The sequence below is a fragment of the Haloarcula regularis genome (assembly GCF_029338315.1).
GTDB classification, from domain to species: domain Archaea; phylum Halobacteriota; class Halobacteria; order Halobacteriales; family Haloarculaceae; genus Haloarcula; species Haloarcula regularis.
In genome coordinates this window covers 2,951,847-2,976,668 of sequence record NZ_CP119794.1, presented here as the reverse complement: position 1 = coordinate 2,976,668, position 24,822 = coordinate 2,951,847, and the positions used below count along the sequence as shown (strand labels likewise).

General features: G+C 66.7%; 21 protein-coding genes and 4 pseudogenes. 9 read left to right on the top strand and 16 right to left on the bottom strand.

Annotation, left to right across the window (positions count from 1 at the left end; all coding sequences use genetic code 11):
- Nucleotides 1-80: 80 nt before the first annotated feature.
- Genes P1N55_RS16090 through P1N55_RS16080 form a run of 3 tightly spaced genes read right to left on the bottom strand, consistent with a single transcriptional unit; the run spans nt 81 to nt 2,471 of the window.
- The gene (locus tag P1N55_RS16090; protein WP_276276522.1) at nt 81-914 is read right to left on the bottom strand and encodes a deoxyribonuclease IV; all 834 of its coding nucleotides are present in this window, start codon (nt 912-914) and stop codon (nt 81-83) included.
- Nucleotides 915-961: 47 nt separating this feature from the next.
- Nucleotides 962-1,759, bottom strand: coding sequence for a lipoate--protein ligase family protein (locus tag P1N55_RS16085; protein ID WP_276276521.1), 798 nt, complete (start codon nt 1,757-1,759; stop codon nt 962-964).
- Between the two features lie 37 nt (nt 1,760-1,796).
- Nucleotides 1,797-2,471, bottom strand: coding sequence for a helix-turn-helix domain-containing protein (locus P1N55_RS16080; RefSeq protein ID WP_276276520.1), 675 nt, complete (start codon nt 2,469-2,471; stop codon nt 1,797-1,799).
- A gap of 87 nt (nt 2,472-2,558) precedes the next feature.
- On the opposite strand from P1N55_RS16080, the pseudogene P1N55_RS16075 reads away from it, so the two are divergent.
- The 3 genes and pseudogenes from P1N55_RS16075 (at nt 2,559) to P1N55_RS16065 (ending at nt 5,198) form a co-directional block, all read left to right on the top strand.
- Nucleotides 2,559-4,197, top strand: a pseudogene (locus P1N55_RS16075) (NADH-quinone oxidoreductase subunit D).
- A gap of 54 nt (nt 4,198-4,251) precedes the next feature.
- Nucleotides 4,252-4,776 (top strand): peptide-methionine (S)-S-oxide reductase MsrA, encoded by a 525-nt coding sequence (gene msrA / locus P1N55_RS16070; protein WP_276276519.1) that lies wholly within the window; start codon nt 4,252-4,254, stop codon nt 4,774-4,776.
- Nucleotides 4,773-5,198, top strand: a complete 426-nt coding sequence (locus P1N55_RS16065; RefSeq protein WP_276276518.1) for an acyl-CoA thioesterase — start codon at nt 4,773-4,775, stop codon at nt 5,196-5,198. The genes msrA and P1N55_RS16065 overlap by 4 nt, the downstream gene beginning before the upstream one ends.
- Nucleotides 5,199-5,215: 17 nt before the next feature.
- Here the strand turns inward: P1N55_RS16065 and P1N55_RS16060 are convergent, their stop codons facing one another.
- Complete coding sequence (locus P1N55_RS16060) at nt 5,216-6,151, bottom strand: cation:proton antiporter (protein WP_276278749.1); 936 nt, start codon at nt 6,149-6,151, stop codon at nt 5,216-5,218.
- On the opposite strand from P1N55_RS16060, the gene P1N55_RS16055 reads away from it, so the two are divergent.
- A complete protein-coding gene (locus P1N55_RS16055) occupies nt 6,099-6,410 on the top strand; it encodes a hypothetical protein (protein ID WP_276276517.1) in 312 nt (103 codons plus the stop codon). The two genes, P1N55_RS16060 and P1N55_RS16055, sit on opposite strands and share 53 nt — an antisense overlap.
- Here P1N55_RS16055 and P1N55_RS16050 read toward each other — a convergent pair.
- Nucleotides 6,403-6,876 (bottom strand): cation:proton antiporter regulatory subunit, encoded by a 474-nt coding sequence (locus P1N55_RS16050; protein WP_276276516.1) that lies wholly within the window; start codon nt 6,874-6,876, stop codon nt 6,403-6,405. The two genes, P1N55_RS16055 and P1N55_RS16050, sit on opposite strands and share 8 nt — an antisense overlap.
- Before the next feature lie 246 nt (nt 6,877-7,122).
- On the opposite strand from P1N55_RS16050, the pseudogene P1N55_RS16045 reads away from it, so the two are divergent.
- Together P1N55_RS16045 and P1N55_RS16040 are read left to right on the top strand one after the other, a co-directional pair.
- A pseudogene (locus P1N55_RS16045) lies at nt 7,123-8,030 on the top strand (serine/threonine-protein kinase RIO2).
- A gap of 201 nt (nt 8,031-8,231) precedes the next feature.
- The gene (locus P1N55_RS16040; RefSeq protein WP_276276515.1) at nt 8,232-8,552 is read left to right on the top strand and encodes a cupin domain-containing protein; all 321 of its coding nucleotides are present in this window, start codon (nt 8,232-8,234) and stop codon (nt 8,550-8,552) included.
- A 21-nt stretch (nt 8,553-8,573) separates the two neighbouring features.
- On the opposite strand, the gene P1N55_RS16035 is transcribed toward P1N55_RS16040, so the two are convergent.
- Together P1N55_RS16035 and P1N55_RS16030 are read right to left on the bottom strand one after the other, a co-directional pair.
- Nucleotides 8,574-9,416, bottom strand: a complete 843-nt coding sequence (locus P1N55_RS16035) for a DUF7537 family lipoprotein (RefSeq protein ID WP_276276514.1) — start codon at nt 9,414-9,416, stop codon at nt 8,574-8,576.
- A gap of 308 nt (nt 9,417-9,724) precedes the next feature.
- Nucleotides 9,725-10,687 carry a C-terminal binding protein gene (locus P1N55_RS16030; protein ID WP_276276513.1) on the bottom strand — a complete coding sequence of 321 codons (963 nt, stop codon included), beginning with the start codon at nt 10,685-10,687 and terminating at the stop codon, nt 9,725-9,727.
- Nucleotides 10,688-10,996: 309 nt separating this feature from the next.
- Between P1N55_RS16030 and P1N55_RS16025 the strand changes: the two genes are divergently transcribed.
- Complete coding sequence (locus tag P1N55_RS16025; RefSeq protein WP_276276512.1) at nt 10,997-11,587, top strand: 50S ribosomal protein L15e; 591 nt, start codon at nt 10,997-10,999, stop codon at nt 11,585-11,587.
- A 274-nt stretch (nt 11,588-11,861) separates the two neighbouring features.
- On the opposite strand, the gene P1N55_RS16020 is transcribed toward P1N55_RS16025, so the two are convergent.
- The 6 genes and pseudogenes from P1N55_RS16020 to P1N55_RS15995 all read right to left on the bottom strand — a co-directional run bounded on the left by P1N55_RS16020 (nt 11,862) and on the right by P1N55_RS15995 (nt 18,733).
- Nucleotides 11,862-12,893, bottom strand: coding sequence for an NAD(P)-dependent alcohol dehydrogenase (locus P1N55_RS16020; RefSeq protein ID WP_276276511.1), 1,032 nt, complete (start codon nt 12,891-12,893; stop codon nt 11,862-11,864).
- A 38-nt stretch (nt 12,894-12,931) separates the two neighbouring features.
- Nucleotides 12,932-14,083 (bottom strand): galactonate dehydratase, encoded by a 1,152-nt coding sequence (dgoD, locus tag P1N55_RS16015; RefSeq protein ID WP_276276510.1) that lies wholly within the window; start codon nt 14,081-14,083, stop codon nt 12,932-12,934.
- Nucleotides 14,084-14,176: 93 nt separating this feature from the next.
- Nucleotides 14,177-15,339: pseudogene (locus P1N55_RS16010) on the bottom strand (ABC transporter ATP-binding protein).
- Between the two features lie 85 nt (nt 15,340-15,424).
- The gene (locus P1N55_RS16005; RefSeq protein WP_276278748.1) at nt 15,425-16,300 is read right to left on the bottom strand and encodes a carbohydrate ABC transporter permease; all 876 of its coding nucleotides are present in this window, start codon (nt 16,298-16,300) and stop codon (nt 15,425-15,427) included.
- Nucleotides 16,300-17,235, bottom strand: a complete 936-nt coding sequence (locus tag P1N55_RS16000) for a carbohydrate ABC transporter permease (protein WP_276276508.1) — start codon at nt 17,233-17,235, stop codon at nt 16,300-16,302. Before P1N55_RS16000 ends, P1N55_RS16005 begins: the two co-directional genes overlap by 1 nt.
- A gap of 40 nt (nt 17,236-17,275) precedes the next feature.
- Nucleotides 17,276-18,733 carry an extracellular solute-binding protein gene (locus P1N55_RS15995; protein WP_276276507.1) on the bottom strand — a complete coding sequence of 486 codons (1,458 nt, stop codon included), beginning with the start codon at nt 18,731-18,733 and terminating at the stop codon, nt 17,276-17,278.
- Between the two features lie 691 nt (nt 18,734-19,424).
- On the opposite strand from P1N55_RS15995, the gene P1N55_RS15990 reads away from it, so the two are divergent.
- The gene (locus P1N55_RS15990) at nt 19,425-20,456 is read left to right on the top strand and encodes an alcohol dehydrogenase catalytic domain-containing protein (protein ID WP_276276506.1); all 1,032 of its coding nucleotides are present in this window, start codon (nt 19,425-19,427) and stop codon (nt 20,454-20,456) included.
- A gap of 275 nt (nt 20,457-20,731) precedes the next feature.
- Nucleotides 20,732-21,499, top strand: a complete 768-nt coding sequence (locus P1N55_RS15985) for an IclR family transcriptional regulator (protein ID WP_276276505.1) — start codon at nt 20,732-20,734, stop codon at nt 21,497-21,499.
- A gap of 264 nt (nt 21,500-21,763) precedes the next feature.
- On the opposite strand, the pseudogene P1N55_RS15980 reads toward P1N55_RS15985, so the two are convergent.
- From P1N55_RS15980 to P1N55_RS15970, 3 genes and pseudogenes are all read right to left on the bottom strand, one after another.
- Nucleotides 21,764-22,812, bottom strand: a pseudogene (locus P1N55_RS15980) (Brp/Blh family beta-carotene 15,15'-dioxygenase).
- A complete protein-coding gene (locus P1N55_RS15975; protein WP_276276504.1) occupies nt 22,803-23,528 on the bottom strand; it encodes a lycopene cyclase domain-containing protein in 726 nt (241 codons plus the stop codon). Before P1N55_RS15975 ends, P1N55_RS15980 begins: the two are co-directional and overlap by 10 nt.
- A gap of 14 nt (nt 23,529-23,542) precedes the next feature.
- Nucleotides 23,543-24,514, bottom strand: a complete 972-nt coding sequence (locus tag P1N55_RS15970; RefSeq protein WP_276276503.1) for a phytoene/squalene synthase family protein — start codon at nt 24,512-24,514, stop codon at nt 23,543-23,545.
- Between the last annotated feature and the right edge of the window lie 308 nt (nt 24,515-24,822).

Genomic DNA, 24,822 nt, shown 5'->3' with positions numbered 1-24,822 from the left:
CGTCTCCAGGTAGTCGGCGGAGAACCGTCGCACACTCACAGGGAGTCGGGTCGCGGGCAAAAGTGCAGCGGTCAGCGGCGCTACGAGTCGCGCAGCTCGCGGACCCGCTGGATGTTCCACGGGTAGCTCTTCCCGTCTTCCGTGGGCGTCTCGAGCACTATCGGCACGTCTCTGATGGCGTCGTGATTGACGAACGCGCGCATGCCGTCGTCGCCGATCTCTCCCTTACCCACGTGGGCATGTTCGTCCTTGTTCGTCCCGCAGGCGTGCTTGGAGTCGTTGAGGTGGACGCAGGCCAGGTCCTCGAAACCGACCACGTCGTCGAACTCCGCCAGCGTCTCCGCGACCGCCTCGGGCGTCGAGAGGTCGTACCCGGCCGCGAACGCGTGGGCGGTGTCCAAACAGAACTCGATGTCCAGGTCGGTCCGCTCGCGGACCGTCGCGAGGTGCTCGAAGTCGCCGCCGAGCTTCGTGCCGCTGCCGGCGTCAGATTCCACGAGCACGGTGACGCCGTCGGGCACGTCCAGTTCGTCCAGCGCGCTCGCGGCGTTCGAGAGGCCGCCGTCGACGCCCGCACCGGTGTGGGCACCCAGGTGGACGTTGACGTACTCGACGTCCAGCGTGGCCGCGGCGTCGACCTCCTGCTGCATGGAGTCGACGGACTTCTCGCGGAGGTCGTCTTTGGGCGTACAGAGGTTCACGAGATAGGACGAGTGGATGACCCACGGGCCGACGCCGTGCTCCTCGGAGAGCGAGCGGAACCGCGCTGCTTCCCCGTCCTCGATGTTGGGGTCCTGCCAGACCTGCGGCGAGTGCGAGAATATCTGCCCGCAGTTGCCGCCGTATTCGACCTGCTCTTCGACGGCGTTGAACGCGCCGCCCGCGATGGAGGTGTGTGCGCCGACTCGTACCATGCTCCGGGGTGGGGGAGCTGGCACAAAAGAGGTTCCGGAGTCGGCGGTCAGGGCGCCCGCCGCACCCACTCGTCCGCGGCGTACTTTTCGACGGCGAGGGCACGGGCACGCGCCAGTTCCGCGTCGGTCCAGGTCCCTTCGTGGGCACCACACCACTCGGTCAGCGTCTCGTGGAGCGTCTCGACCGCCTCGTCGCGCGAGACGTCGACGTACTCGTCGATGGCACCCACGCGCTCGCCGAACGCGCCCGGGTCCGGCTTGCCGGCGAAACAGCCACAGTGGCGCTCGGGCCGCAGCGAGAACGAGAGCGATCCGTGCTGGACGACGGCCTCGCGCTGGCGGTACTGGGCGTTGCCGCTGATCTTCCGGCCGTCGGGGCCGACGACGTCGTGGGCCGGGTGGAGCGCCCGGAGGTAACAGGCCGGGTGATAGATCGCCTCGCGTTCGCGCTCGACGAAGTCCGCGTCGACGCCCAGCCGGCCGAACGCGTCCAGTACCGGCTCACAGAACAGTTCGTAGCAGTCCATGAGGTTCCCGGGGACGGCGTCGGCGGGGGCGACGATGCCATACGAGATGTCGCCGACCGAATCGTGGTAGATGGCGCCGCCGCCGGTCGGTCGGCGCGTGACGCCGACGCCCTCGCGCTCGCAGTAGTCCCAGTCTATCGTCTCGGGGTCCTGGTTGTACCCCAGCGAGAGCGTGTCGGGCCAGGTGTACACCCGGACCGTGGCCGGGCCACCGTCGGCGACGGTCTCGGCGGCCACCTCCTCGAGGGCCATCGTCGTCGGGCCCGGGTGGCGCTCCTCGCCGACGACGCGCCACTCCAGGGCCGAGAGGTCGGTCATCGACGGGTGTAGGTCGCTCGGGCCGATATGGGTTGCGCTAGGGTTGCCGGGTGCCGGTGTCGACGAGCCGTTCCATGACGCGGGCTTCGGCCTTCCGGAGGTGTTCGGCGGCGGTGCTGGGCGCACAGTCCAGCGCCGTGGCCACCTCCTCTGTGCTCCCGCGTCGGGGGTCGTCGTAGTAGCCACACTCGACAGCCGCCGAGACGGCGGCGAACTGCCGGTCGGTCAGCGTCGCTGTCGTGTCCAGCCGGCGACTCGAGTACGTGCCCACCTCCCGGACGTCGACCGTGGCCCACGCCGGCAGGGCTTCGAGGGCGCGCTGGACCGTCTTCCCGGGCCCCACCAGGGTGAGGCCGACCGTGCCGTCGGCCCGGTAGGCGACGGGCGAGACGGGCACGAGGCCGACCTGCAAGAGCGCGTCGACGAGGTCCCGGTCCGTCCCCGTGGGACGGTCCCTGACATAGAGGTAGAACGTCTCGTCGGGACACGTCGAGATGGCGTACTCCACGACCGAGTCGGTCCGCTCCAGGGCCGCCCGGTAGGGGTCGGGCGGGAAGCCATCGACGTGGAAGAGCAGCGTCTGGACGTCCTCGCCGACCTCGTTGCCACGCACGAGGTAACTCGCCTCGTAGCCGTCGTGTTCGACGACGAACTGGTGCATCGGATGGCGGACGTCGGCGTCCATCGCGAGCGAGAGGCTGACGTACTTCACGGCGGCCGTTCGACCCCTCTTGATAAATAAGCCTCGCCGTTGGGGCATCAGACACAGGGGGCGGCGTCGCAAATCGGCACCCACGAGATGTCACAGACAGTCCGTGTCGACGCTGTCGAGTCGACGCCGCTCGTCGACCCCATCCGCGAGCACGTCGTCGCGACCGACGACCACGAGCACGCGCCTGCAGTCGTCGTCCGCGCCGACGAGGTCCAGACGGTGCTCTCGAAGCTGAAAGCCGAGTCCGGTCTCGATCACTGTGCCACCGTCACCGCACAGGAGTACGACGACCGCTACGAGTCAATCTATCACCTGCGGCGCTACGACGACCCCACGACGGAGCTGTCGGTAGTCGTCCCCACGACGAAAGACGACCCGACGAGCGAGTCGGCCGCCCCCGTCTACCCGACGGCGGCGTGGCACGAACGGGAGGCCTACGACCTCGTCGGCATCGAGTACGAGGGGCACCCCGACCTCCGGCGTATCCTGCTCCCCGAGACCTGGCAGGGCCACCCCCTCTCGAAGGACTACAACCAGGACCAGCCCCAAATCGTCACCTACCGCGAGCACGAGCGCATCCTCGAGGACCGGCGCGAGGGTCCGGAGACGCTGCACCTGAACATGGGCCCCCATCACCCATCGACCCACGGTGTGCTCCACCTCGAGGTGTCACTGGACGGGGAGCAGGTCGCCGACATCGCCCGACATCGGGTACATCCACCGCTGTGAGGAGCAGATGTGCCAGTCGAAGACCTATCGCCACCAGATCATGCCGTACCCCGACCGATGGGACTGGAGCGGGGCCGGCCTGCTGAACGAGTGGGCGTACGCCCGAACCGCCGAATCCCTCGTGGGCATCGAGGTTCCGGAGTACGCACAGGTCATCCGGACGATGTGTGGCGAGTTCTCGCGCATCCTCGGACACCTGCTCGCGGTCGCGACCTACGCGCTGGACGTCATCGGCGAGTTCACGCCCGTCTTCCAGTGGGGCGTCCGGGACCGCGAACTCGTCCAGGACGTCCTCGAGGACCTGACCGGCCAGCGCCTGATGTTCAACTACTTCCGCCTGGGCGGGGTCGCGTGGGACCTTCCGGAGCCGCGCGAGGCCTTCTTCGAGAACATCCGGGCGTTCCTCGAGGACCTGCCGACCAAACTCGAGGAGTACCACACACTGCTCACCGGGAACGAGATCATCCAGGCGCGGACGGTCGGCACCGGCCACCTCCCGGCGGAGACGGCCCGAGCGTACGGCTGTACCGGGCCCGTCGCACGCGGGTCGGGCGTCGACTACGACCTGCGGCGGGACGACCCCTACGGCTACTACGACGAACTCGACTGGTCGGTCGTCACCGAGGACGAGGGCGACAACTTCTCGCGCCTGCTCGTCCGCCTCCGGGAGGTCGAGGAGTCCGCGAAGATCATCGACCAGTGCGTGGACCTGCTGGAGGAGTGGCCCGAGGCAGATCGCGAGATACAGGCCAACGTCCCGCGGACGATTCGGCCCGACCCCGACCGAGAGATCTACCGCGCCGTCGAGTCCGCCAAGGGCGAGCTGGGCATCTACATCCGCACCGACGGCACCGAGACGCCCGCCCGCTTCAAGATTCGCGGTCCGTCGTTCTCGCACGTGCAGGTACTCCCCGAGATGGCCCGTGGGGAGTACGTCGCCGACCTCGTGGCCACCCTCGGCAGCCTCGACCCCATCATGGGCGACGTGGATCGGTGACCCCGACGCACACCGCCGAGGCTGTTTTCCCTCTCGCGCGCCTACATACGTGAGATGACAGCACAAGCGACGTTCGCCGGGGGCTGCTTCTGGTGTACCGAGTCCGTGTTCAAGCAGATCAAAGGCGTGACGGACGTCGTCTCGGGGTACAGCGGCGGTCACGTCGCGAACCCCAGTTACGAGGCCGTCTGTCGCGAGGAGACCGGCCACGCCGAGTGCGTCCAGGTCACCTACGACCCCGACGTGGTGAGCTACGAGGAACTGCTCGCAGTTTTTTTCACCACCCACAACCCGACGACGCTGAACCGCCAGGGCAACGACGTCGGCACCCAGTACCGGTCGGCAATCTTCTACCACGACGAGACCCAGCGCGAGACCGCGGAGGCGTTCATCGAGGACATCCAGCCCGGCTACGACGACGCCATCGTCACCGAGGTCGAACCACTCGAGGCGTTCTACCCCGCCGAGGAGTACCACCAGGACTACTTCGAGAAGAACCCCACCCAGGCGTACTGCCGGATGACCATCCCGCCGAAACTCGAAAAGCTCGAGGAGAAGCACGCGGAACTGCTGGCGTGAGCTTTGACTTCACCACGGACGTCGCGGTGCGGTACCGGGACGTCGACAGTTACGGTCACGTCAACAACGTCACCTACGGAACGTACTTCGAGGAGGCCCGCATCGACTACCTCGAGTCGGTGGTCGGCCGCGAGGACAGCGCGACCCTCACCGGCGGCGACGGGGAGGGGACCGGCATCGTCATCGCCAACCTCCAGATCGACTACGAACGGTCGATAACGATGACCGACAGCGTCGCCGTCGCCGTCAGGGTGACCCGCCTGGGTGAGAAGAGCTTCACCCTCGAGTACGAACTGCGCGATGAGGGCGCCGTCGCGGCCACCGGCGAAACGACGGTCGTCACCTACGACCGGGCGGCGCAGGCGCCGCGCCCGATTCCGGACCACTGGCGCGAGGCCATCACCGAGTTCGAGGGGCTCTGAAACGGCGCTGACAGCGGTCAGGCCCACACGCGCCGACGGACCGCGGCGAGTGTGTCGGCCTGCCGGACGAGGACGCTCCCGACGACGCTCGTCACGAGGACGTAGCCGACGGTGAACGCGGGGATGACCTCGGTGAGAATCGGCGTCGTTCCGGCGGTCGCCAGGAAGGCGGCGATGACGAGCGAGAACTCCCCTCTCGGGGTGAGCGCGGTGCCCATCCGGACGGCCCCGTCCGGGTCAAGGCCGAACGCGCGCCCCGCGTAGTAGCCGCTGACGACCTGCCCGCCGAGGGTCACGACGCTCGCGACGGCGATGAACGGCCCGACCCGGCCCACGACCCCCGGGTCCGTCCGGACGCCGACCCACACGAAGAACGCGACGGCGAAGACGTCCCGGACGGGCGCGAGGTACCGTTCGGCCTCCGGGAGGAGGCCGGCGTTCCGGAAGACGCTGCCGGCCAGGAACGCCGCCACGGCCTCGCTGGTCCGCGTGAGCACGCCCAGTCCGCCGACGACAGCCGTGGCACCCAGGGAAGCGAGGACGAACAGCTCGCTCCCGAGCGGCCGGAAGGCGCGCTCGACGACGTCGCTGCCGTGCAGCGAGACCGCCGTGAGGGCGACCAGGAACGAGAGGCCAGCCAGCAACGCGGCGGCCAGCGACCACCCCGACCCACCACCGACGACGGCCGAGAGGACGCCGAACAGTCCCGCCGTCACGAGGTCCTCGACGACGACGAGCCCGAAGATGGCGTCGCCCTCCGGCGTACCGATCCACCCGAAGTCGAGGACCGACCGGGCGACGATGGCCGTCGAGGAGTTGAACACGACGAGTGCGAGGAAGGCCGTCTCGAGCAACGAAAAGCCCGCGGCAAGGCCCAGCAGTGCCCCGAGACCGAGGCTGATGCCGACGTCGACGGTCCCGGCGCGGGCGAACGCCCACCGGTTCGCGAGCAGGTCGGTGACGGTGAGTTCGAGCCCGACGAAAGAGGAGCAAGACGACGCCCACCGCCGCGGGGAGCGAGAGCAGCGTCGGGAGCGGGACCCCGACGGTCAGGACCCCGAGGCCGAATCCGAACGGCCCGACGAGGACGCCAAAGAGGATGTAGACCGGGAGGACCGACTGCCCGACGGCCTGGGCGGCGCGAGCGAGCACGACGAGGGCCAGGAGCGCGAGTCCCAGGACGAGCAGCGGGTCCGTCACGCGACTACGTGAGCAACTCCGTCAGCCGGTCGTGTGCCTCGTCGCTCCCGACGGTGACCAGGACGTCACCGGCACGAAGCACCGTGTCGGCGGTCGGGTTCCCGATGGTCCGGTCGCCTCGCTGGACGCCGATGACGAGGACGCCAGTCTCGCTCCGCAGCGCGCTCTCGCCGAGGGACAGCCCGACGAGCGGGTCGTCCTCGGTGAGTTCGACCCACCGGATACGTGCGTGGTCCAGGGTGTCGCCGAGTTCGTCGGCGACCGGCGTGAAGTACGTCCCGTCGAATATCTCGGCTATCTTCCGGGCCTGGGGCTCGGAGAGGGTGAACAGCCGCTCGCTGTCGTCGTCCTCCTCCGCCCGCCAGAAGGTCTCGCGTCTGCCGTCGTTGTAGAGGAGGACGGTCAGCCGGCGCCCGTCGGCGAACTCGACAGTGTACCGCCGGCCCACGCCGGGAAGTTCGGTCTCGAAGACGCGCATACCGGAGTAACGGCCACCGCCTACTTTGTTATTTGCTATCTCTGCACAAACAGTCCGGTGGCCGACCGCGGCAGGCACGTCGACCCTGGACAGACGAAGCCGGCACCCCGGAAGCCCCGGAACGGGACGCTGGCGGCGTCCTCCACCGGTCCACTATCCTCGATTTAATATAGCGGAGTGGAGTTTATCCCCGTCGCCCCGGCAAACGCGTCGCGCTTTTACGAGTCGGGCGACTACGGCACGCTAATGGTCCAGAACGTCGCTTCCGTGATGGCCGAACTGGAGGCCGAGGACTTTCACCTGCTCTCGGGCGTCGAGCAGGGGATGCGGTTCTCGGAGTTCGTCGACCGGGGGAAACTCACCGACTTCTCCGGCCTGACCGAAGAGAACGTCGACTACCGACTGGACCGCTGTGAGGACCGGGGGCTCGTCGAGCGAAAGACCATCCAGTACGAGGGATTCAAACTCACCTTCGAGGGCTACGACGCGCTCGCGCTCCACACGTTCGTCGAGCGAGACACCATCGAGGGCATGGGCGCCCCCCTGGGAGTGGGCAAGGAGAGCGACGTCTACGAGGTCACGTCGTACAAACCCCTGGCCCTGAAGTTCCACCGGGAGGGCTACACCAACTTCCGGGAGGTGATGCGCGAACGGGATTACACCTCCGACCGGGACCACGTCTCCTGGCAGTACACGGCCCGGAAGGCCGCAGAACGGGAGTACGAGGCACTCGAGACGCTGTACCCCGACGTCTCTGTCCCCCAGCCCATCGACGCGAACCGCCACGCGATCGTGATGGAGAAAGTCGACGGTGTCGAGCTCTCGCGGACCGGCCTCACCGACGGCCAGGTCGTCCCCATCCTGGAGCTCGTCCTCGAGGAGATGCAGTCTGCCTACCGCGAGGGGTTCGTCCACGCGGACATGAGCGAGTACAACGTCTTCGTCACGAACCAGGGGTCGTCGTCTTCGATTGGCCCCAGGCGGTGCCGACCGACCACGAGAACGCGCGCGAACTGTTGACGCGTGACGTGGACAACATCGTGAGCTACTTCGAGCGGAAGTATCCGGCCGTCGTGGGTGACGTCGACGTCGAAGGCGTCGCCGAGGCGGTGGCGGCGGCGGCGTTCGACTCGCTGTCGCCGTATCTGGACTGAGGCGGGATTTCACGGATTTCTGGTGTCCTGGGCCGCGAGTAGCCACGATGGCGCCGCTCGAGCCAGCACTGATAAATCGCATATCGCGATATCAAATCTAGATTCGCGGCCACCTCCGGCACACAGCACACCGGCGGTCTGTGGGCCGCTCGTGGTCGAATTCGTCAAAAGGACTATCTCGGTGCCGGCCGATGTGGACGTATGTCACTCGACCGACTATCGGAGTTCGACGCCCGGCCCGGAGCCGGCGATGTCGTCGACGGCGAACTCGCGGTGACCGACGACGTACTGGTGAAAGCCTTCGCGCTCGGGCCGGGAGCGACGGTCGAGCCACACGACCACGCCGAGTCGACGAACGTCTTCCACGTCGTCGAGGGTACCGTGGTCGTGATACAGGACGACGCGGAAGCGCAAATCCGGGCGCCCGGCGTCGTGTTGAACGAGCGCGGGCAGGCCCACGGCCTCCGCAACGAGAGCGACGAGCGAGCCGTCGTCACCGCGAGCCTCTGTCCGCTCCCGTGACGTGACCGAAAAACGGACCGGTCAGTAGTCGGTCTGGCCCTGGTTCTGGGCGATAGCGTCGTCGAGCCAGTCGGGGTCCTCGACCGACGTCGAGCCCAGGTCGGTCACCGTGTAGCGCCAGGTGGCCGAAACGGGCTGTCCGTCCTCCGTCTCGCCGGTCATGGTCCACTCGGTCGAGCGTGCGATGCCGTCGCGGTCGATCAGGACGACGACGGTGAAGTCGGTGACCGTGACGTTCTCTTCGGCTCCGAAGGTCGTCGTGCCGTACTGTCGCCAGACGGTCGGGTCGGAGTAGACGAAGCGGTCGACGGTGGTCCCGTCGAAGGACTCAGTGCCGTCGTGCCGCGCGTCGTCGAACTCGTCGTAGCCGGTCATGCCCTGGCTGAGGGCGTTCTCGACCAGATCGGTGTCGTCGGGTCGCACCTGGTAGAACGCCTGTTCGCCGTCGCCGAGTTTCGTGTAGGCCGTGCCGTCGGCGTAGAACGTCTCGAACTCGACGGCCTCGGCGTCGCCGACGATCGAGAACGACTCGGCGGAGCGCTCGGCGTCGAGGTCGACGGAATAGGTGCGCTCTATCGAGGACGTCGTCCCGTTGCTGTCGGTCATCTCGAAGTACAACCGGGCGGTGAAGCTCCCGGCGTCACGGAGCGCCTGCTCCGAGTCGGTGACCGCGAACGACTGGTCCGGGCTGTCGCCGTCGCTGCCGCTCGATCCGGCGTCGCCGGCCGAGCCGTCGCCGCCACCGGTCCCGTCGTTGCTGCCGGCCGCGCCGCCGTCCCCGTCCTCGGAGACGGCAGCGCCGCCACAGCCCGCGAGGAGGACCAGCAGCGCGACGAACACTGTCAGAACTGTACGTGAACTCATCAGACTAGAGACGCGTGGATACCAGATAAGGTTATATGGTTGATATGATAGCGCCGACCACACCCGAACCACCCAAGCACCGGTCGCTGTCGACGGGGACGCGAGACCGGGTTCGGCGGCCTCGTGGACGGCATCGATGGCGGTCCTGCCCACCAGTGATAGATCCCGTCAAGGGAAACAGCCATCTCGATGGCGACGCCTCGAGCCGTCTCGGTCGAACTGTCGACCGGGAACAGCCCACCGCAGTGGCCGCTCTCAGGTGGCACAGAAGCACGTGGACGGCGCCTGGCGGCGACGACGGCCGGGATTTAGAGCCAGTCCGTGTCGGGGTCGATGCGGTCCGGCGGCGTCTCGCCGGCCAGGACCGCACGGACGTTGTCGGCGACGGTGCGGTTCAGGTCCGCTCGGGCCTCGACGGAGTACCATCCGGCGTGAGGGGTGACGATACAGTTGTCGAGGCCCACCAGCGGGTTGTCGCTGCTCGGCGGTTCCGCTTGCAGGACGTCGAGACCGGCAGCCGCGATGTCACCTGCTTCCAGCGCTTCGGCGAGGGCGGTCTCGTCGACTAGCCCACCACGGCCCGTGTTGACGAGCACGGCGTGGTCCTGCATGGACGCCAGCGCGTCGGCGTCGACCATCTCGCGCGTGCCGTCGGTCAGCGGTGCGTGCAGGGAGACGTAGTCCGCGTGCGCGTACAGGTCCTCCAACGGGACCTTCTCGACGCCGTCCGCGGCCATCTCTGCGGCGTCGACGTACGGGTCGAAGGCGACGACCTCGAGGTCGAACCCACGGAGGCGCTCCCGGACCTGCCGGGCGATGGGGCCGTAGGAGACCAGCCCGAGGGTCCGGCCGGGGACACGGTACAGCGGCCGGCTGCGCTCCCAGCCCCAGTCGCCCGCCGCGACGTCCCGGTCGTAGCCGGCGACGTTGCGAACGCAGTCCAGGAGCAGGGCGACGGTGTGGGTCGCCACTTCCGTCGTACAGTAGTCGGGGGCGTTCGTGACGGTGACCCCGTGGTCCGCGGCGGCCGCGACGTCGACGTTGTCGATGCCGACGCCGGCCCGCGCCACCACCTCCAGGTCGTCGAGTTCGGCGAGGATAGCGGCGGTCACCGGCGTGTTCACGTCGACGACGAGGCCGTGGGCGCCGCTGGCCGCCGCGACGAGTTCGTCTTCGTCACCCGTTTCGGCGGTGGTTACCTCGGCGTCGAGTGCCTCGTCGAGCTGTGCGACGTCTATCATCGGGTCGTCGCTGGCGACCACTCGCTTCATACGCCGAGTGTTGGTCTCCCGCTATATAACGGCCCCTGGCGTTCCCGGGCGCCTGGAATCGTCACGATCGTCTGTGAGCAGCTCACGTCGGTAAACCACATGTCGGGATAGGAAATCGACTCGGCGGGACCCTGTGAGGATGCCACAGCCCCGGGACAGTTCGAACCGTTTAAGCCGCCGAGTCCAGAATCTCCAGTAACTCGCTGGACGACGGGCGCCAGCGGGCACCTGCGTGTGCAGGTCGGGATGTGAGGCGCTCGGGGCCGAGCCCCGCAGGCCTTGAACCACGCAACGCCCGTGGTGATACACATGGCACGAAGTGCATACTCGTACATCCGAGACGCCTGGAAGAACCCGGGTGACGGCAAGCTCGCAGAGCTCCAGTGGCAGCGACAGCAGGAATGGCGCAAGCAGGGCGCCGTCGAGCGCATCGAGCGCCCGACCCGCCTCGACAAGGCCCGCTCGCAGGGCTACAAGGCCAAGCAGGGGATCGTCGTGGCGCGCGTCTCCGTCCGGAAGGGCAGCGCGCGCAAGCGCCGACACAAGGCCGGGCGCCGCTCGAAGCGCCAGGGCGTCACCCGCATCACGCGCCGGAAGGACATCCAGCGCGTCGCCGAGGAACGCGCCGCCCGCGTCTTCCCGAACCTCCGCGTGCTGAACAGCTACTCCGTCGGCCAGGACGGCCGGCAGAAGTGGCACGAGGTCATCCTCGTCGACCCCGAGCACGCAGCCATCCAGAACGACGACGATCTCAACTGGATCTGTGAGGACCACCAGGCAGACCGCGTCTTCCGCGGGCTGACCGGTGCCGGCCGCCGCAACCGCGGCCTCTCGAAGAAGGGCAAGGGCACGGAGAAGACCCGGCCGTCCCTGCGCAGCCAGGGCGGCAAGGGCAAGTAACGCCCCGGACACGAGCCACGATTTCTTCGGTCGGACCGGCCTGCAGCGGCCGCGCCGCCGTCCCCTGTATCGCGAGGCGACCCACAGGCTGGAGCGTGTGGAAGCCGGTGGCCAGCGCGTTCTGAATCGAGAGTGGTGTGAATTCGGAACTACCTCAGGTCGTTACGTCCCCAGATTCCCGATATATAGTACCAAAAATGGGGTTTCGAGAGAATATTTTCGCCTTTAAGACATTTTCGAGGTGCGTATCGCCGCCTCTGCCGCCATCTGCCACTCACGTATCGAAGGTTATCATCCCTTTGACCACATCCGACTCCATCGATCGCTGGAAGGCGGCGTCGATGTCGGAGAGCGGGGCCTCGAAGTCGACGATGCCCTCGACGTCGACGACGCCGTCGGCGAGCAGGTCGACGGCCGCATCGTAGGTGTTCTTGTAGCGGAACGACCCGTGGACGTCGAGTTCGTTGTCGATGATGTCGAGGACGTCGATGGGGATGGTCGCCTCGGAGGCGAGGCCGACGAGGACGACGCTACCGCCCCGGCGGACGACATCGAACGTGCTCTCGATGGACGGAGCGGCGCCCGAGGCCTCGACGACCACGTCCGCCCCGACGCCGTCGGTGTGGTCGTCGACGGCCGCCTCGAGGTCCGTCTCGGTGACGTCGACGGTCAGGTCGGCGCCGCGTGCCTCGGCGACGGCCAGTTTCTCCGGGACCACGTCGGTGAGGACGACGTCGGTGGCGCCCGCGGCGCGGGCGGCCTCCATCACCAGCAGGCCGATGGGGCCCGCACCCGTGACGACGACGGTGTCGCCCGTCTCGACGTCGCCGCGCCGGACGGCGTGGATACCGACGCTGAGCGGTTCACAGAGCGCTCCCTCGGTGGTCGAGACGGTCTCGGGCAGCTTGTAAGCGAAGTCGGCCGGCCACGAGACGTACTCGGTGAAGGCACCGTCGTGTGGCGGCGTCGCCATGAACGTGACCTCCTCGCAGAGATGGTAGTCCCCGCGTTTGCAGTGGGCACAGCGGCGACAGGGGACGCCCGGTTCCAGCGCGACCCGGTCGCCGGCGGCCAGGTTCCTCACCTCGTCGCCGACGGCCACGACCTCGCCGGCGCTCTCGTGGCCCAGCACCAGCGGGTTCTCGACGACGTAGTCGCCGATACGACCGTGTTCGTAGTAGTGGACGTCGGACCCGCAGATGCCGATGTCGCGGACGGCGACGAGCACCTCGTCGGGGGCCGGCTCCGGTCTGGGACGGTCCGTGAGCTCGAAATCGGTCGGTTCGACTAGAACTGCGGTTCGCATACGGCAGTGTGGGTCGGTGCCCTACTAAAAGCGTGGGGTCACCACTCGGCGACGCTCCCGTCGGCGTGGTGCCAGACCGGGTTGTACCAGTTGACCTCCGCCTGGGCCTGCTCCCGGACGGTTCCCTCGTCGACCTCGATGCCCAGTCCCGGACCGGTCGGGCGCTCGACGTAGCCGTCCGCGAACTCGAAGGTCGTGGGGTCCTCGAGGAGGCCGAGTCGCTTGCTCGACTCGGGGTCGTCCACGCCGAGGTCCTGTTCCTGCATCACGATCCCCTGGGCGCTAAAGCCCACCTGGAGGTGGGCCGCGAAGGCGATGGGCCCCAGCGGGCAGTGAGGGACGACGGTGACGTCGAATGCCTCGGCCATCGAGACGAGTTTCTTCATCTCGCTGATGCCACCGAGGTGGGTCAGACAGGGCTCGATGACCGAGACGGCGTCGTCGACGAACAGCTGCTTGAAGTCGTACCGGGAGTAGAACCGCTCGCCCGTCGCGATGGGGACGGTGGTCTGTTCGCTGAGACTGGCGAGCAGTTCGGAGTGTTCGGGCAAGACGGGCTGGTCGACGAACATCAGGTTGTACGGTTCGAGTCGCCGGACCAGCTCGCGGACCATCGCCTTCGAGACGCGGCCGTGGAAGTCGACGCCGATGAAGCAGTCGTCGCCGACGGCGTCCCGGACGGCCCTGATGCGGTCGAGGGCGTGGTCGACCGTGTCGGCGGTCTCGAGCGGCCGGAACTTCCGGGCGACGTTGAACTTGAGCGCCCGATACCCCCGTTCGTATCCCTGCCGGGCGGACGCGGCGATGTCTTCGGGGTCGTCGCCGCCGATCCACTGATAGACGAGCATCCGGTCGCGGACGTGGCCGCCCAGCAGCTGGTGGACCGGGGCGTCGTGGTGACGGCCCTTGATGTCCCACAGCGCCATGTCGATGCCCGACAGTGCGCTCATCAGCACCGGGCCGCCGCGGTGGTAGCCTCCCTGGTAGAGCTTGCGCCAGTGGTACTCGGTCCGGCGGGGGTCCCGGCCGAGCAGGTGCCCCTCGACGAGTTCGGTCACCGCCGACCGCACCGTCTCGAGACGACCGGGGACAATCGGCTCGCCCCACCCGGCGACCCCCGTGTCCGTCTCCAGTTTCAGCAGTAACCACCGGGGCGGCACGGCAAACAGCTCGTAGTCGGTGATTTGCATGCGTGGTCAATAGGGGAGTATCCACTTGAAATGGCTGGTCCGGAGCCACCGCTCACCGACTGCGAGTCGAAAACGACGGCGCACGTCGCGGGGTTACTGACTGACCGACTGCATCCGCTCCTCGAGCGCGACCTCGGCCTCTTCCCCGAGTGGCGCTGGTGGATGGTCTCGCCCGACCCGGCGTCGAACAGGTGGACGTCGTCTGCCGGGATGTCGACGTAGACGGTCTGTTCCTCCGAGATGGGGCGCTGACCGTCCGTCTCGACGATGAACGTCTGGTCGTGATCCTGGTTGGACGCCTGCAGGTAGACGTAGGAGATGCTCCCCATCGGCTCGACGACGTCGACGACGGCCTCGAACTCGGTGCCGACGGTCGGTTCGTCGTGCAGGGAGATGTCCTCCGGACGGACGCCGAGGGTGAGCGCGGTCCGGTCGCCGACGGCCGTCTGCATCCGGTCGGTCAGGTCGAAGTCGAAGCCGTCGGCCCGGAGCGTGCCGCCCTCGACGGTGCCATCGAAGAAGTTCATCGACGGCGACCCGAGGAAGCCGGCGACGAACTGGTTCGACGGGCGGTAGAAACACTCGAGCGGGGTCCCGACCTGCTGGATCTCCCCGTAGTTCAAGATCACAAGCCGGTCGCCCATCGTCATCGCCTCCGTCTGGTCGTGGGTGACATACAGCGTCGTCACGTCCAGGTCGTTCTGGAGGCGGTTGATCTCGGTGCGCATCTCCGCGCGGAGCTTCGCGTCCAGGTTACTGAGCGGCTCGTCCATCAGGAAGACGTTCGGGTCCCTGACGATGGCACGGCCCAGCGCGACGCGCTGTTGCTGGCCACCGGAGAGCTCGCCGGGGCGGTTGTCGAGCAGGTCGCCGATACCCATCATCTCGGCGGCTTCGGTGACCTGGCGCTCGATCTCGTCCTCGGAGAGGTCCGTGGACATCTTCAGTCCGAAGGACATGTTCTCCTCGACGGTCATGTTGGGGTACAGCGCGTAGTTCTGGAACACCATCGCGATGTCCCGGGCGCGCGGCCCGAGCTGGTTGACGAGGGTGTCGCCGATGTGGATGTCGCCCTCGGACTGCGTCTCGAGCCCCGCGACGATGCGCATGAGCGTCGACTTCCCGCTGCCCGAGGGGCCCACGAAGACCATGAACTCGCCGTCGTGGATGTCCAGGGAGACGTCGTCGACCGCCACGATGGACTCGTCGCCCTCTCCGAACCGCTTCGTTACGTCGTCGATTGTGATACGAGCCATTAGTGAACCTCCGTCGTGCGGCTATTTACCGCCACCGCATGGGCGTGGTCAGCGAGCAGTACGCGCCGTGTCGTGGGAGTCGTGCTCATTCTTTGATCACCACACCGAAGCTGAGTCCGGCGGCGAGGTACTTGTTCACCGCAATCAGGAAGATGGCCACCGGGATAATCATCGACATCGAGGCCGCCGCCAGCATCGACCACTCGATGGACCGGGAGCCGATGAAGGAGTAGACGAACAGCGTCACCGGCACCGCCTCGAAGCTCGTCAGCACGAGCCCGAAGAGCAACTCGATCCACGCGAAGATGAAGCTGATGATGGCCACGGAGAAGATGCCGGGTTTGGCCGCCGGCAGGACGACCTTCATGAAGCCCTGGAACTGTGTGGCTCCGTCGACCCGAGCGGCCTCCTCCAGCGTCTCGGGGATGCCGTCGAAGAACGCCTTCATCACCCACACGACCAGCGAGAGGTTGATACTGATGTACATCAGCACCATCCCGATTCGGGTGTCGAACAGGTTGAGCTCCCGGAAGATGATGAAGAAGGGGAGCACGACGGCGATGGGCGGGAGCATCCGCGAGGAGAGAATCCACACAAGAATGTCCCGCTCCATCGGGACGTCGTACCGCGAGAGGACGTACGCCGCCGGCACGCCGATGAGCAGGACGAGGATGACCGACGCCCCGACCATGACGAGACTGTTGACGAACGCCCCGACGAAGTCCGACTGCTGGACGAGCTCCAGGTAGTTGAAGACCGTCGGCAGGAAGATCCAGTCCGGCGGGAGCGAGTTGGCCTGCCCCGGGGGTTTCAGCGACATGGAGGCGAGCCAGTACAGCGGGAACAGCACGATAAAGGACCACAGCAGGAGCAGGCCGTGTCGGACGACCGTCACGAGCGTCTCCCGCGTGTCTTTCTCGAGCATCTGTTCCGAACCCGGTTCGATGTCCTGGGTCGCCATCAGTCCCACACCCCCTCGAAGCCGACCTTCGCGATAACGATGTTCGCGATGGCGATGACGAAGACGAGGTAGACGACTGCGATGGCAGCCGCCACCCCGACCTGGTTATTGATGAACATCTGTTCGTAGATGTTGATACTCACGAGCTGGGTCGCCGTCCCCGGACCGCCCTGGGTCAGGCCGTATACCACGCCGAAGGTCCGGAACAGGTCGATCATCCGGATGAGGGTGGCGACAAACACCACCGGCTTCATGTACGGGATGATGACGTGGACGTACCGGCGCCACAGCGGCGCTCCGTCGACCCGAGACGCCTCGACCAGCGTGTCGGGCACCGACGAGAGGCCGGCGTAGAAGATGATGAACATGAACGGCGTCCAGTTCCACGTGTCCAGCAGGATGACCGTCAGCAACGGCATGTCCGAGAGGAACGCCGGTGAGGCGAACGGGGTCGCCGAGTTGATGACATAGGGGATGATTCCGACCTCGGTGTTCAGCATCAGCCGACCGATGGTCGCGAGCGAGACGGGTGCCACTGCCATCGGCAGGATGAACAGGACCCGGTAGAACGACTTTATCGAACTGGAGTCGTCGACGCCGGCGACGAGTGCCGCCAGGAAAAAGCCCAGAAGGCTCTCTAGGGCCAGGGCGCTCACGACCACGGTGACCGTGATGACGAACGAGTGGAACGCGCCACCGCGGGTGAACGCCGTCCGGAAGTTGTCGAGGCCCGCGAACTCGGCCGCGAAGATGTTCGTCGTGGGCTCTTCGATCAGCGAGAGGTACAGGTCGTACGCACCGGGGAAGAAGGTGATGCTTACCATCACCAGCACCATCGGCGCGATGAACCAGTACGGGAGATACTCGTTCCACAGGTCGCTGAGTCTGCCGAGGCCCTGTGAATTGCTTGTTTCTGTTTGTGTTGGGGTACTCATGGATTATTGGAAATTGACCGGTGCGGTCTGTCGTCAGGCCTCAGCCGCTGTAGATGTCTTCGGCAGCCGCCGCAGCGTCCCGCATCGCCTTCGCAGCCTCCTTCTGGCCGGCGATGGCCCGCTGCAGTTCCTCGGAGTAGCGCTGACCCCACTCGGGGTACTTGCGGTCGAACGGGTCAGGCGCCGAGACACGGAGCGACTCGAGGGAAACCTGTGCGTAGTCCTCGCCGACCTTCGAGATGTAGTCCTCGTTCTCCCACGTGGACTCGCGCACGGAGAAGACACCGCTGCTCTCCGTGTTGATCCAGAGGTCCGTCGGTGGCGAGGTCGCCCAAAGCATGAACAGGAAGCCCTGCTTGGAGTTCTCGGCGTTCGTGGACGTCGAGATCTGCCAGTTGAACGCGTTGGGGTTCAGCTCGCCGCCTTCCGGCTTGGGCACCTTCGCGATCCGGACAGTGTCCTTGACGGCGGACTCGTCGTTGGTCAGGCCGCCCCAGAACATGTTGGCGTCGGCGACGATGTGGCCGGTCTGCCCCTCTGCCATCGCGGCCTGGACGTCGGACCAGGTCTGAGTCGACGCGCCGTCGGGCCCGTAGTCCTGCAGGAGGCTCGAGTAGTACTCGGCCGCCTCGATGACCCCGTCGGAGTCCAGCCCGGAGTCGTTCGGGAAGTCGGTCCAGAGGCTGGTCCCCTTCTGGCGCAGGAGCGTGTTCAGGATGTAGATGTTCATCCCGTAGCCCTTCTGCCCACGACCGGACGTTCCGGCGACGTCTTCGTTCTCGTGGAGGACCTTCGCGTTCTGGCGGTGCTGTTCCCACGTCTCGGCGACTTCCAGGTCGTGCTTGTCGTAGAGGTCCTGGCGGTAGAACTGGGTCTGAACCTCGACCGTGATCGGGAGGCCAGTCCAGTTGTCGCTGTAGCCACCACCGTGGGCCTGCCAGCGCGACCCCTCGAAGAGGTCGTCGGGCTGGTAGAAGCTCTCGTCGTACATGCTCTCGTCGTTGAAGTACGGGTCGAGCGGTTGGAGCCAGCCCTCCTCGCGGAACTGGTTGACGACCTGGTCCATGAAGAACACGTCGAACTGGCCGGCACCGGTACTCGCGTCGGTCTGGCGCTTGGTCCGGAACTGGTTCTCCGGCAGGATGTTCCACTGGACGTCGATACCGGTCAGTTCCTCGAAGACCGGGATGGCCGGCTTGATGGCCGAGACCCACGGGTGCTGGACGGCACCGATGTTGACCGTGTCACCCTCGAACTGCCGCCAGTCGATGTCGGCGCTGTCGTACTCGCTCAGTGAGATCGGGAGCTCGTCCTCCGAGCTGCCGTCGTTCGAGCTGCCGTCGCCGGACGAGCCGCCGTCGCTCGAACCGTCGCCGCCAGAGCCACCGTCACTGCCGCTGCCACCGTCGGAACCCCCTCGCGTACACCCCGCGAGACCCGCTGTGATTCCGACACCTGTCGCTTTCAGAAACTTCCGTCTGTTGGAATTACTTGGCATGTTCGGTTGCCTCACACTAAGCACATTGTTCATAGATAATAAAGCTACTCCCTTCCCCTCCGCGACAGTGGTTCCTCAGCAGCATTCGGCTCACCGAGCCAGACGAACCACTGCCCCACGCCACCGGTGCTTACTTTAGCCGCAATCGGTTCAGAGAGCCAGACAGCCCCACCCAGGGCCGGATGGGCAGCCGGCATGGGTGGGACTGAAAGGGGCGGCCAGCTGAACGACGGTGGACGACGCAAGCACTGGAGCGAACGCAGTGAGTGAAGCGCGCAGCGAGTTCGTTCGGAAGACCGGAGGTCTTCCGTGATGACGAAAGACGCAAAGCGTCTTTCGAACCACCCTTGAGTTCAGCCAGCAGAGCGAGACCGAAGGTCTCGCGGGCAATCGGACGCTTCGCGCCCGCTGACAGCCGGAGCTTTCTGTCTCTACAACCCGAATACCGTCTGAGTAACCACCGCCCCTCCGCCGGTGGAAAGTTTTTAATAGAGCCTCACACCATATCCGGGACGAGAAAGCCGATCGCTACACGCGTGGCGACCGCAGGAATCGGCCACGGTACGGCCCCCGACCGCCTGCAGACGGCCCACCAGCAGCCAAAGACTATGACACGAAACCTACCCAAGCACTCCCAGTATCGTTCACTCGCGTCACGGACACCCACGCGCGCCCGGGAGGGCGGGAACTGATGCGCGTCGCCGCCCTGACGGAGGTCGGTGAAATCGAGATCCAGGAACGGGAGCGACCCACGCCCGAACCCGACGAGGTACTCGTCGAGGTCGGTGCCTGTAGCGTCTGTATGACCGACTTCCACATGTATCACGGTACCTTCCCGGTGGACAAGCCGATGGTCCCGGGGCACGAGAGCGCCGGTACCGTCGTCGAGGTCGGTGCCGACGTCGACACCGCCGCGGTCGGCGACCGCGTCGCGGTCAACCCGACTGTCCCGTGTACCGTGTGTTCGTACTGTAAGGAGGGCGACACGCACCTCTGTGAGAGCAGCACGAGCATCGGTGGCGCCGCCGACACGGTCCGCGACGGCGCCTTCGCCGAGTACGTCAGGGTCCCCGAGATGTGCGTCGAGAACATCGGCGACATGCCCTTCGACCGGGCCGCCCTGGCCGAACCCCTGGCCTGCTGTGTCCACGGCGTCGAGGTGGCCGACATCACCCCGGGCGACAGCGTCGCCATCATCGGCGCGGGCCCCATCGGTCTCCTCCTCCTGCAGTCGTTCCGCAACGCGGGCGCCGGTCCCATCGTCGTCTCGGAACTGGACCCCGAGCGGCGGGAGGTCGCGAGAGAGCTGGGCGCGGACGCGGTCATCGACCCGAACGAGGCCGACCCGGAGACGGCGATTCCCGAGGCTGCCGGCGGGAAGGTCGACGTAGGCGCCGAGGCCATCGGTCTCGTGCCGACCATCGAACAGGCCAACGCCGTCACAGCCAACGGCGGGACCACGCTCATCTTCGGCGTGCCCGCCCAGGACGCGACGCTGGAGGTCAGCCCCTTCGACATCTTCTACCACGAGATCGACTACCGTGGCTCGTTCGCGCTCAACACGGCGGACTTCCAGCGAGCCATCACCATGCTCCGGACGGGGCGCATCGACGCCGACAGCGTCATTACCGAGCACATCGGCCTCGACGACATTCCGCGCGCGTTCGAGCGCATGGACGACGCGGAGGGATTGAAGAAAGTCGTCGACCCGAGCCGGACCTGAGGCCGGGGCCGGTCCGGCCACCGCATCTGCGCGTGACGGCGTCGTGAGCCTCGCGTACGGCGGTCCGCTTTGGGGGAGAGCGTGGCGGGCGCGACACGGCACGAGCGGTGTTCTGCAGAGCAGAAAGGATATGCTTCGTACCATTTCCGGGCCGGTAGAAAGGCAATAGTGGTTATTTATCATTATATACAACCCTATGTCATCTGTTACCATACACCTCGTGTTCTTTTCTAACGAACAAAGTTATACGTCGTCGCTCTGTACTGGCTGACAGCATGTCATCCGACCAGGACTACACCATCGACGCGACGGAGACCTCGCTCGACCTCCTCGAGACACTCGTCGAGTCGGACGAGCCAATGGGGGTGACCGCGCTCGCAGACAGTCTGAACGTCTCGAAGAGCGTGGTCCACAACCACCTCTCGACGCTACGGGCCCGGAACTACGTCTGCAAGCGGGGAACTCGCTACGAACCGGCGCTGTGCTCGCTTTACCTCGGAGCGAAGGCACTCCAGCGGTTACCCATCTACACGGCGGCCAAGCGGTATCTGGACAATCTCGCGTCGGCCGCCGGAGAGACCGCGGTGCTGTTCGTCCTGCAAGAAACCGTCGGTGTACCCGTCTACATCGCCGAGTCTCCGGACGGATGGGCACCGCGCTACGTCGTGGGCGAACGCCTCCCCCTGCACGTAAACGCCCCCGGAAAGGCCATGCTCTCGGCGCTCTCGGAGGAACGCCTCGATGCGATCGTGGCCGACACGGACCTCGTCGCGCCGACGAGCGCCACGATCACCGATCCCGACGCGCTGAAAGAGGCGCTTTGGGGCGTCCGCGACGAGGGGTTTGCGTTCTGCAGAGGAGAACAGTACGAGGGCATCGTCGGCGTCGCCGCGCCGGTGACGACCACCGAGGACGACCGCGTGGCCGCGCTGGGCGTCTGCGGGCCCGTGGACAGGCTGCACGGCCGGTATCTCGAGGAGGACATCCCCGGCCAGGTATTCAGTACGGCGAAGTCGATAGAGGTCGAGCTCACGGGACCGTGAAAATAACAGAGGTACACCCATTATTTTTGTAGACTTCTCCAGATTACTCACATAATCTCTCTTTTTGAGATTGTATATTAGTATTTCATTCCCAAAATACACCTATCTTCTCCGATAACTGATTTTGAAGTCTGAGAGATAGAATATAGCAGTATATTTAAATCACCTACTCTCATTTTCCCCATCTGCGCCTGTACTTGTATCCCTGTGTATCGGATTTCGAATCGTTCGACGAAGGTGCGAGTCCCACGAGCGGCGGCCGACTCAGGCCGCCGCCGACCAGATGTCCTGTTCGAGGTCCATCAGCGTGACGACGACGACGTGGGGGAGCGTCACCACAGCGATGAACACGAGATAGAGCGCGACCCACTCCGGGACCGTCTGTGGGGATCCGGGACGAGGACGGCGAGGCCGGTGAGCAACGCGAGCGACGCCACCGTGAGCGGAGCCGCGTCACGGGCGAACCGCCCGAGTGCACGCGCGGGGTGTCGGTTGCGGAGTGCGGTCGCCGCGCGGTCGTCGACCGCCAGCAGGCGGGCGACGTGACGCAGCGAGTGCCAGAGACAGAAGTAGACGCCGATGGCCAGCACCGGCGGAACCAGCGCGAAGTACACGACCAGGCCCAGCGTCTCGCCGGCGTCGACCAGCCAGGGGGTCCGGTCCGTCGCGCGGGCGTATCCCACGGCCAGCGTCGCGACGAGGACCGTCGCGTAGGCGACGGCCAGCCCCGCGCGGACGTCGGGCCGGAAGACCACGGCCAGCGCCGCCGTCGCACCGGGCGCGAACAGGTCGACCAGGTCGGTGGCGACCCGGCGGTACCAGGCCGGGAAGGCGAGCAACGGGACGAGCATCGGGAGGCCGCCCCGGACGACGACGGTGGCGACGCGCTGGCCGGTCGATCGGACGTGGTCGGCGTCCACGAGTGCGACCAGTGAGAAGAGGTCCCCCTGTCCCCAGTGGAACCAGGTGAGCGCGATGAAGAGGACGAAGGCAGTCGCCGGCGCGAGGAACCACAGGCCCGCGTAGGCCCCGCCCAGAACGACGTAGAGGCCGACCACGCGGACGACGGCACGCACGTCGGGGCGCGCCCCGCGGGTGCGCGCGACCGCGAGGTGGTCCACGGCCCCGTGTGGGAGCCCGAAGACGACGACGCTGAGCACCAGCGGGACGTACTGCAGCGCCGGCGAGAGCGACGCGCCGGCCAGGAAGAGTGCCGAAAGCAGGAGTGTGGCTACCCACGAGGGGACGAAGACGACGCGGCGAAGCGTCTCGCGAGCGGGTCGAGCGACGAGCGACCGGTCCGTCACTGCCATCTATCGACCACCCAGGCGTAGAGCACGACGCCCTGGACGACAAAGAGGGAGGTCAGCAGGAAGAATGTCGCCTCCTCGATGGGCAGTCCCAGCAGTGGCACGTCGAGGCCGAGCGTGTGTTCCTTCGAGATGACCCAGATGCCCAGCGCGAGGGCGATGGCGTCGACCACCCAGAGGTACGCCATCGGGACGAGCGTCCCGACGGCGACGGTCCGCCAGTGGGCGACGAGGAACGGCCACCCGAACGCCCACTGGATGGCCAGAATCGGTGCCCCCCAGGCGAGCAGGAGACCCAGATACAGCCCCCCGGGGTGGCCCAGCAGCGCGACCCCTGCCAGGCCGACGAAGGCGGCCACCCCCAGGCCCACCAGGCGCGTCCGGACCGGCAGCGCGAGCGACCGGGAGGTGTCGACGGGGAAACGCCCGACCCACAGTCCGACAACGACCGGCTGGAGGACGAAAAAGAGGTACTCCCCGAGCGGGATGTCGGCCACTCGGAGCGCGACGCGGCCCTCGCCGTACCACCAGGCGCCACGCAGGATGAGGTAGCGGTCCCACGGCGTGGTGTAGACGGCGGCCAGACCGGCGAGCACGAGCGTCCCGGTCAGGACGACGCGGCGGCTGGCGAGCCGGTATCGGGCGGCCACCACCAGCCCGACCAGCACGGGCAGGATAAAGACCGCGTGAAACTGGAGGTACGTCAGTGGATACGGCATCACCCTGGCGCGGATCAGCCGCGCCAGGCGGGCTGGCCGTGGCTGGCGACTTCCGTCGAAGCGGTGCTCGGGCGGCGTTCGGAGACGGCGCTGACGGCGTAAAAAGTCGCCTCCGGGTCGCCGTTGCGCCGCCAGTGCCACCAGGTCCGGACGAGCAACCAGAGGCGACGCCGGCGAGTCAGCTCGGGCGTCTCAGTCAGGACGTCGTACCCCCGCGACCTGATGAGCCGGTGGTGTTCGGCGTACAGCACTGCCGCGAGCAGGACACCGAACTGGCAGTCCGCCGGGAGATAGCGGATGCCGGCCACGCCCTCGCGGTAGAGGTCGTCGGTCCGGGCGATCTCCTCCTGCATGACCGCCCGGAACGCCTCGTCGACCCGGCCCTCCGCCAGCTGGTCTTCGGTCACGCCGTGACGCTCGAGCGTCTCCTGGGGAAGGTAGACCCGCCCGTACTCGTGGATGTCCTCCCGGACGTCCCGCAGGAAGTTCGAGAGCTGGAACGCCTCGGCCAGCGCCGCCGCGTGCGGGCGCGCCTCCGCCCCCTGGTCGGGCCCCATCACCGTGGTCATCATGTTGCCGACGGCCACCGCCGACCCGCGCATGTACTCCTGGAGGTCCTCGAAGGTCTCGTAGCGGGCCTGGGCGATGTCCATCTCCATGGCGTCGATGAAGACGTTAATCTCGTCGTCGTCGATGTCGTGTTCGGCCGCCAGTTCCTGGAAGGCAGCCAGGACAGCCCCCGCCTCGGAGTCCTCCGGTTCGCGGTTCCCCAGCGCCATCTCGCGGAACTCCTCGAGTCGGTCGTGCTGGACCGCCGGCGGCGGGCCGTCCGGCTGGTCGACGATCTCGTCGGCGACGCGGAAGAAGGCGTACATCACGTACGTCGGGTGCCGGATGCGCTTTGGCAGGAGCCGCGTCGCGAGGTGGAACGTCCGACCGGTCTGTCGCTGGATCGATTTACTCTTGGTGATATTGTCAGATTGCATTGGATTTGGGCGGCATGTCGGTCGGAGATGATGCGAGTCGCATCTGAGTCAGATTCCTCGAGCGTCCCGGTGCTGTCGGGCGGCGGGCGACCCGGCAGTCGTCGGGCGCGTTCGCGTGGGGCCACTCGTCTCCAGGGTTACGCGTCATTCACCTGAAATATGGGCTCCACAACTTTAACCTGTGTACCCAACCGTGTTAGGCACCGGTCCGCCGACCCGGTTCCGGGACGGCCGTCGAGTGCAGGGATCGGTCCCGTTCGGCGCCGGCGGTCGCCGGAAGCGGGCGATCCCCGAGGCGGGACCCGACG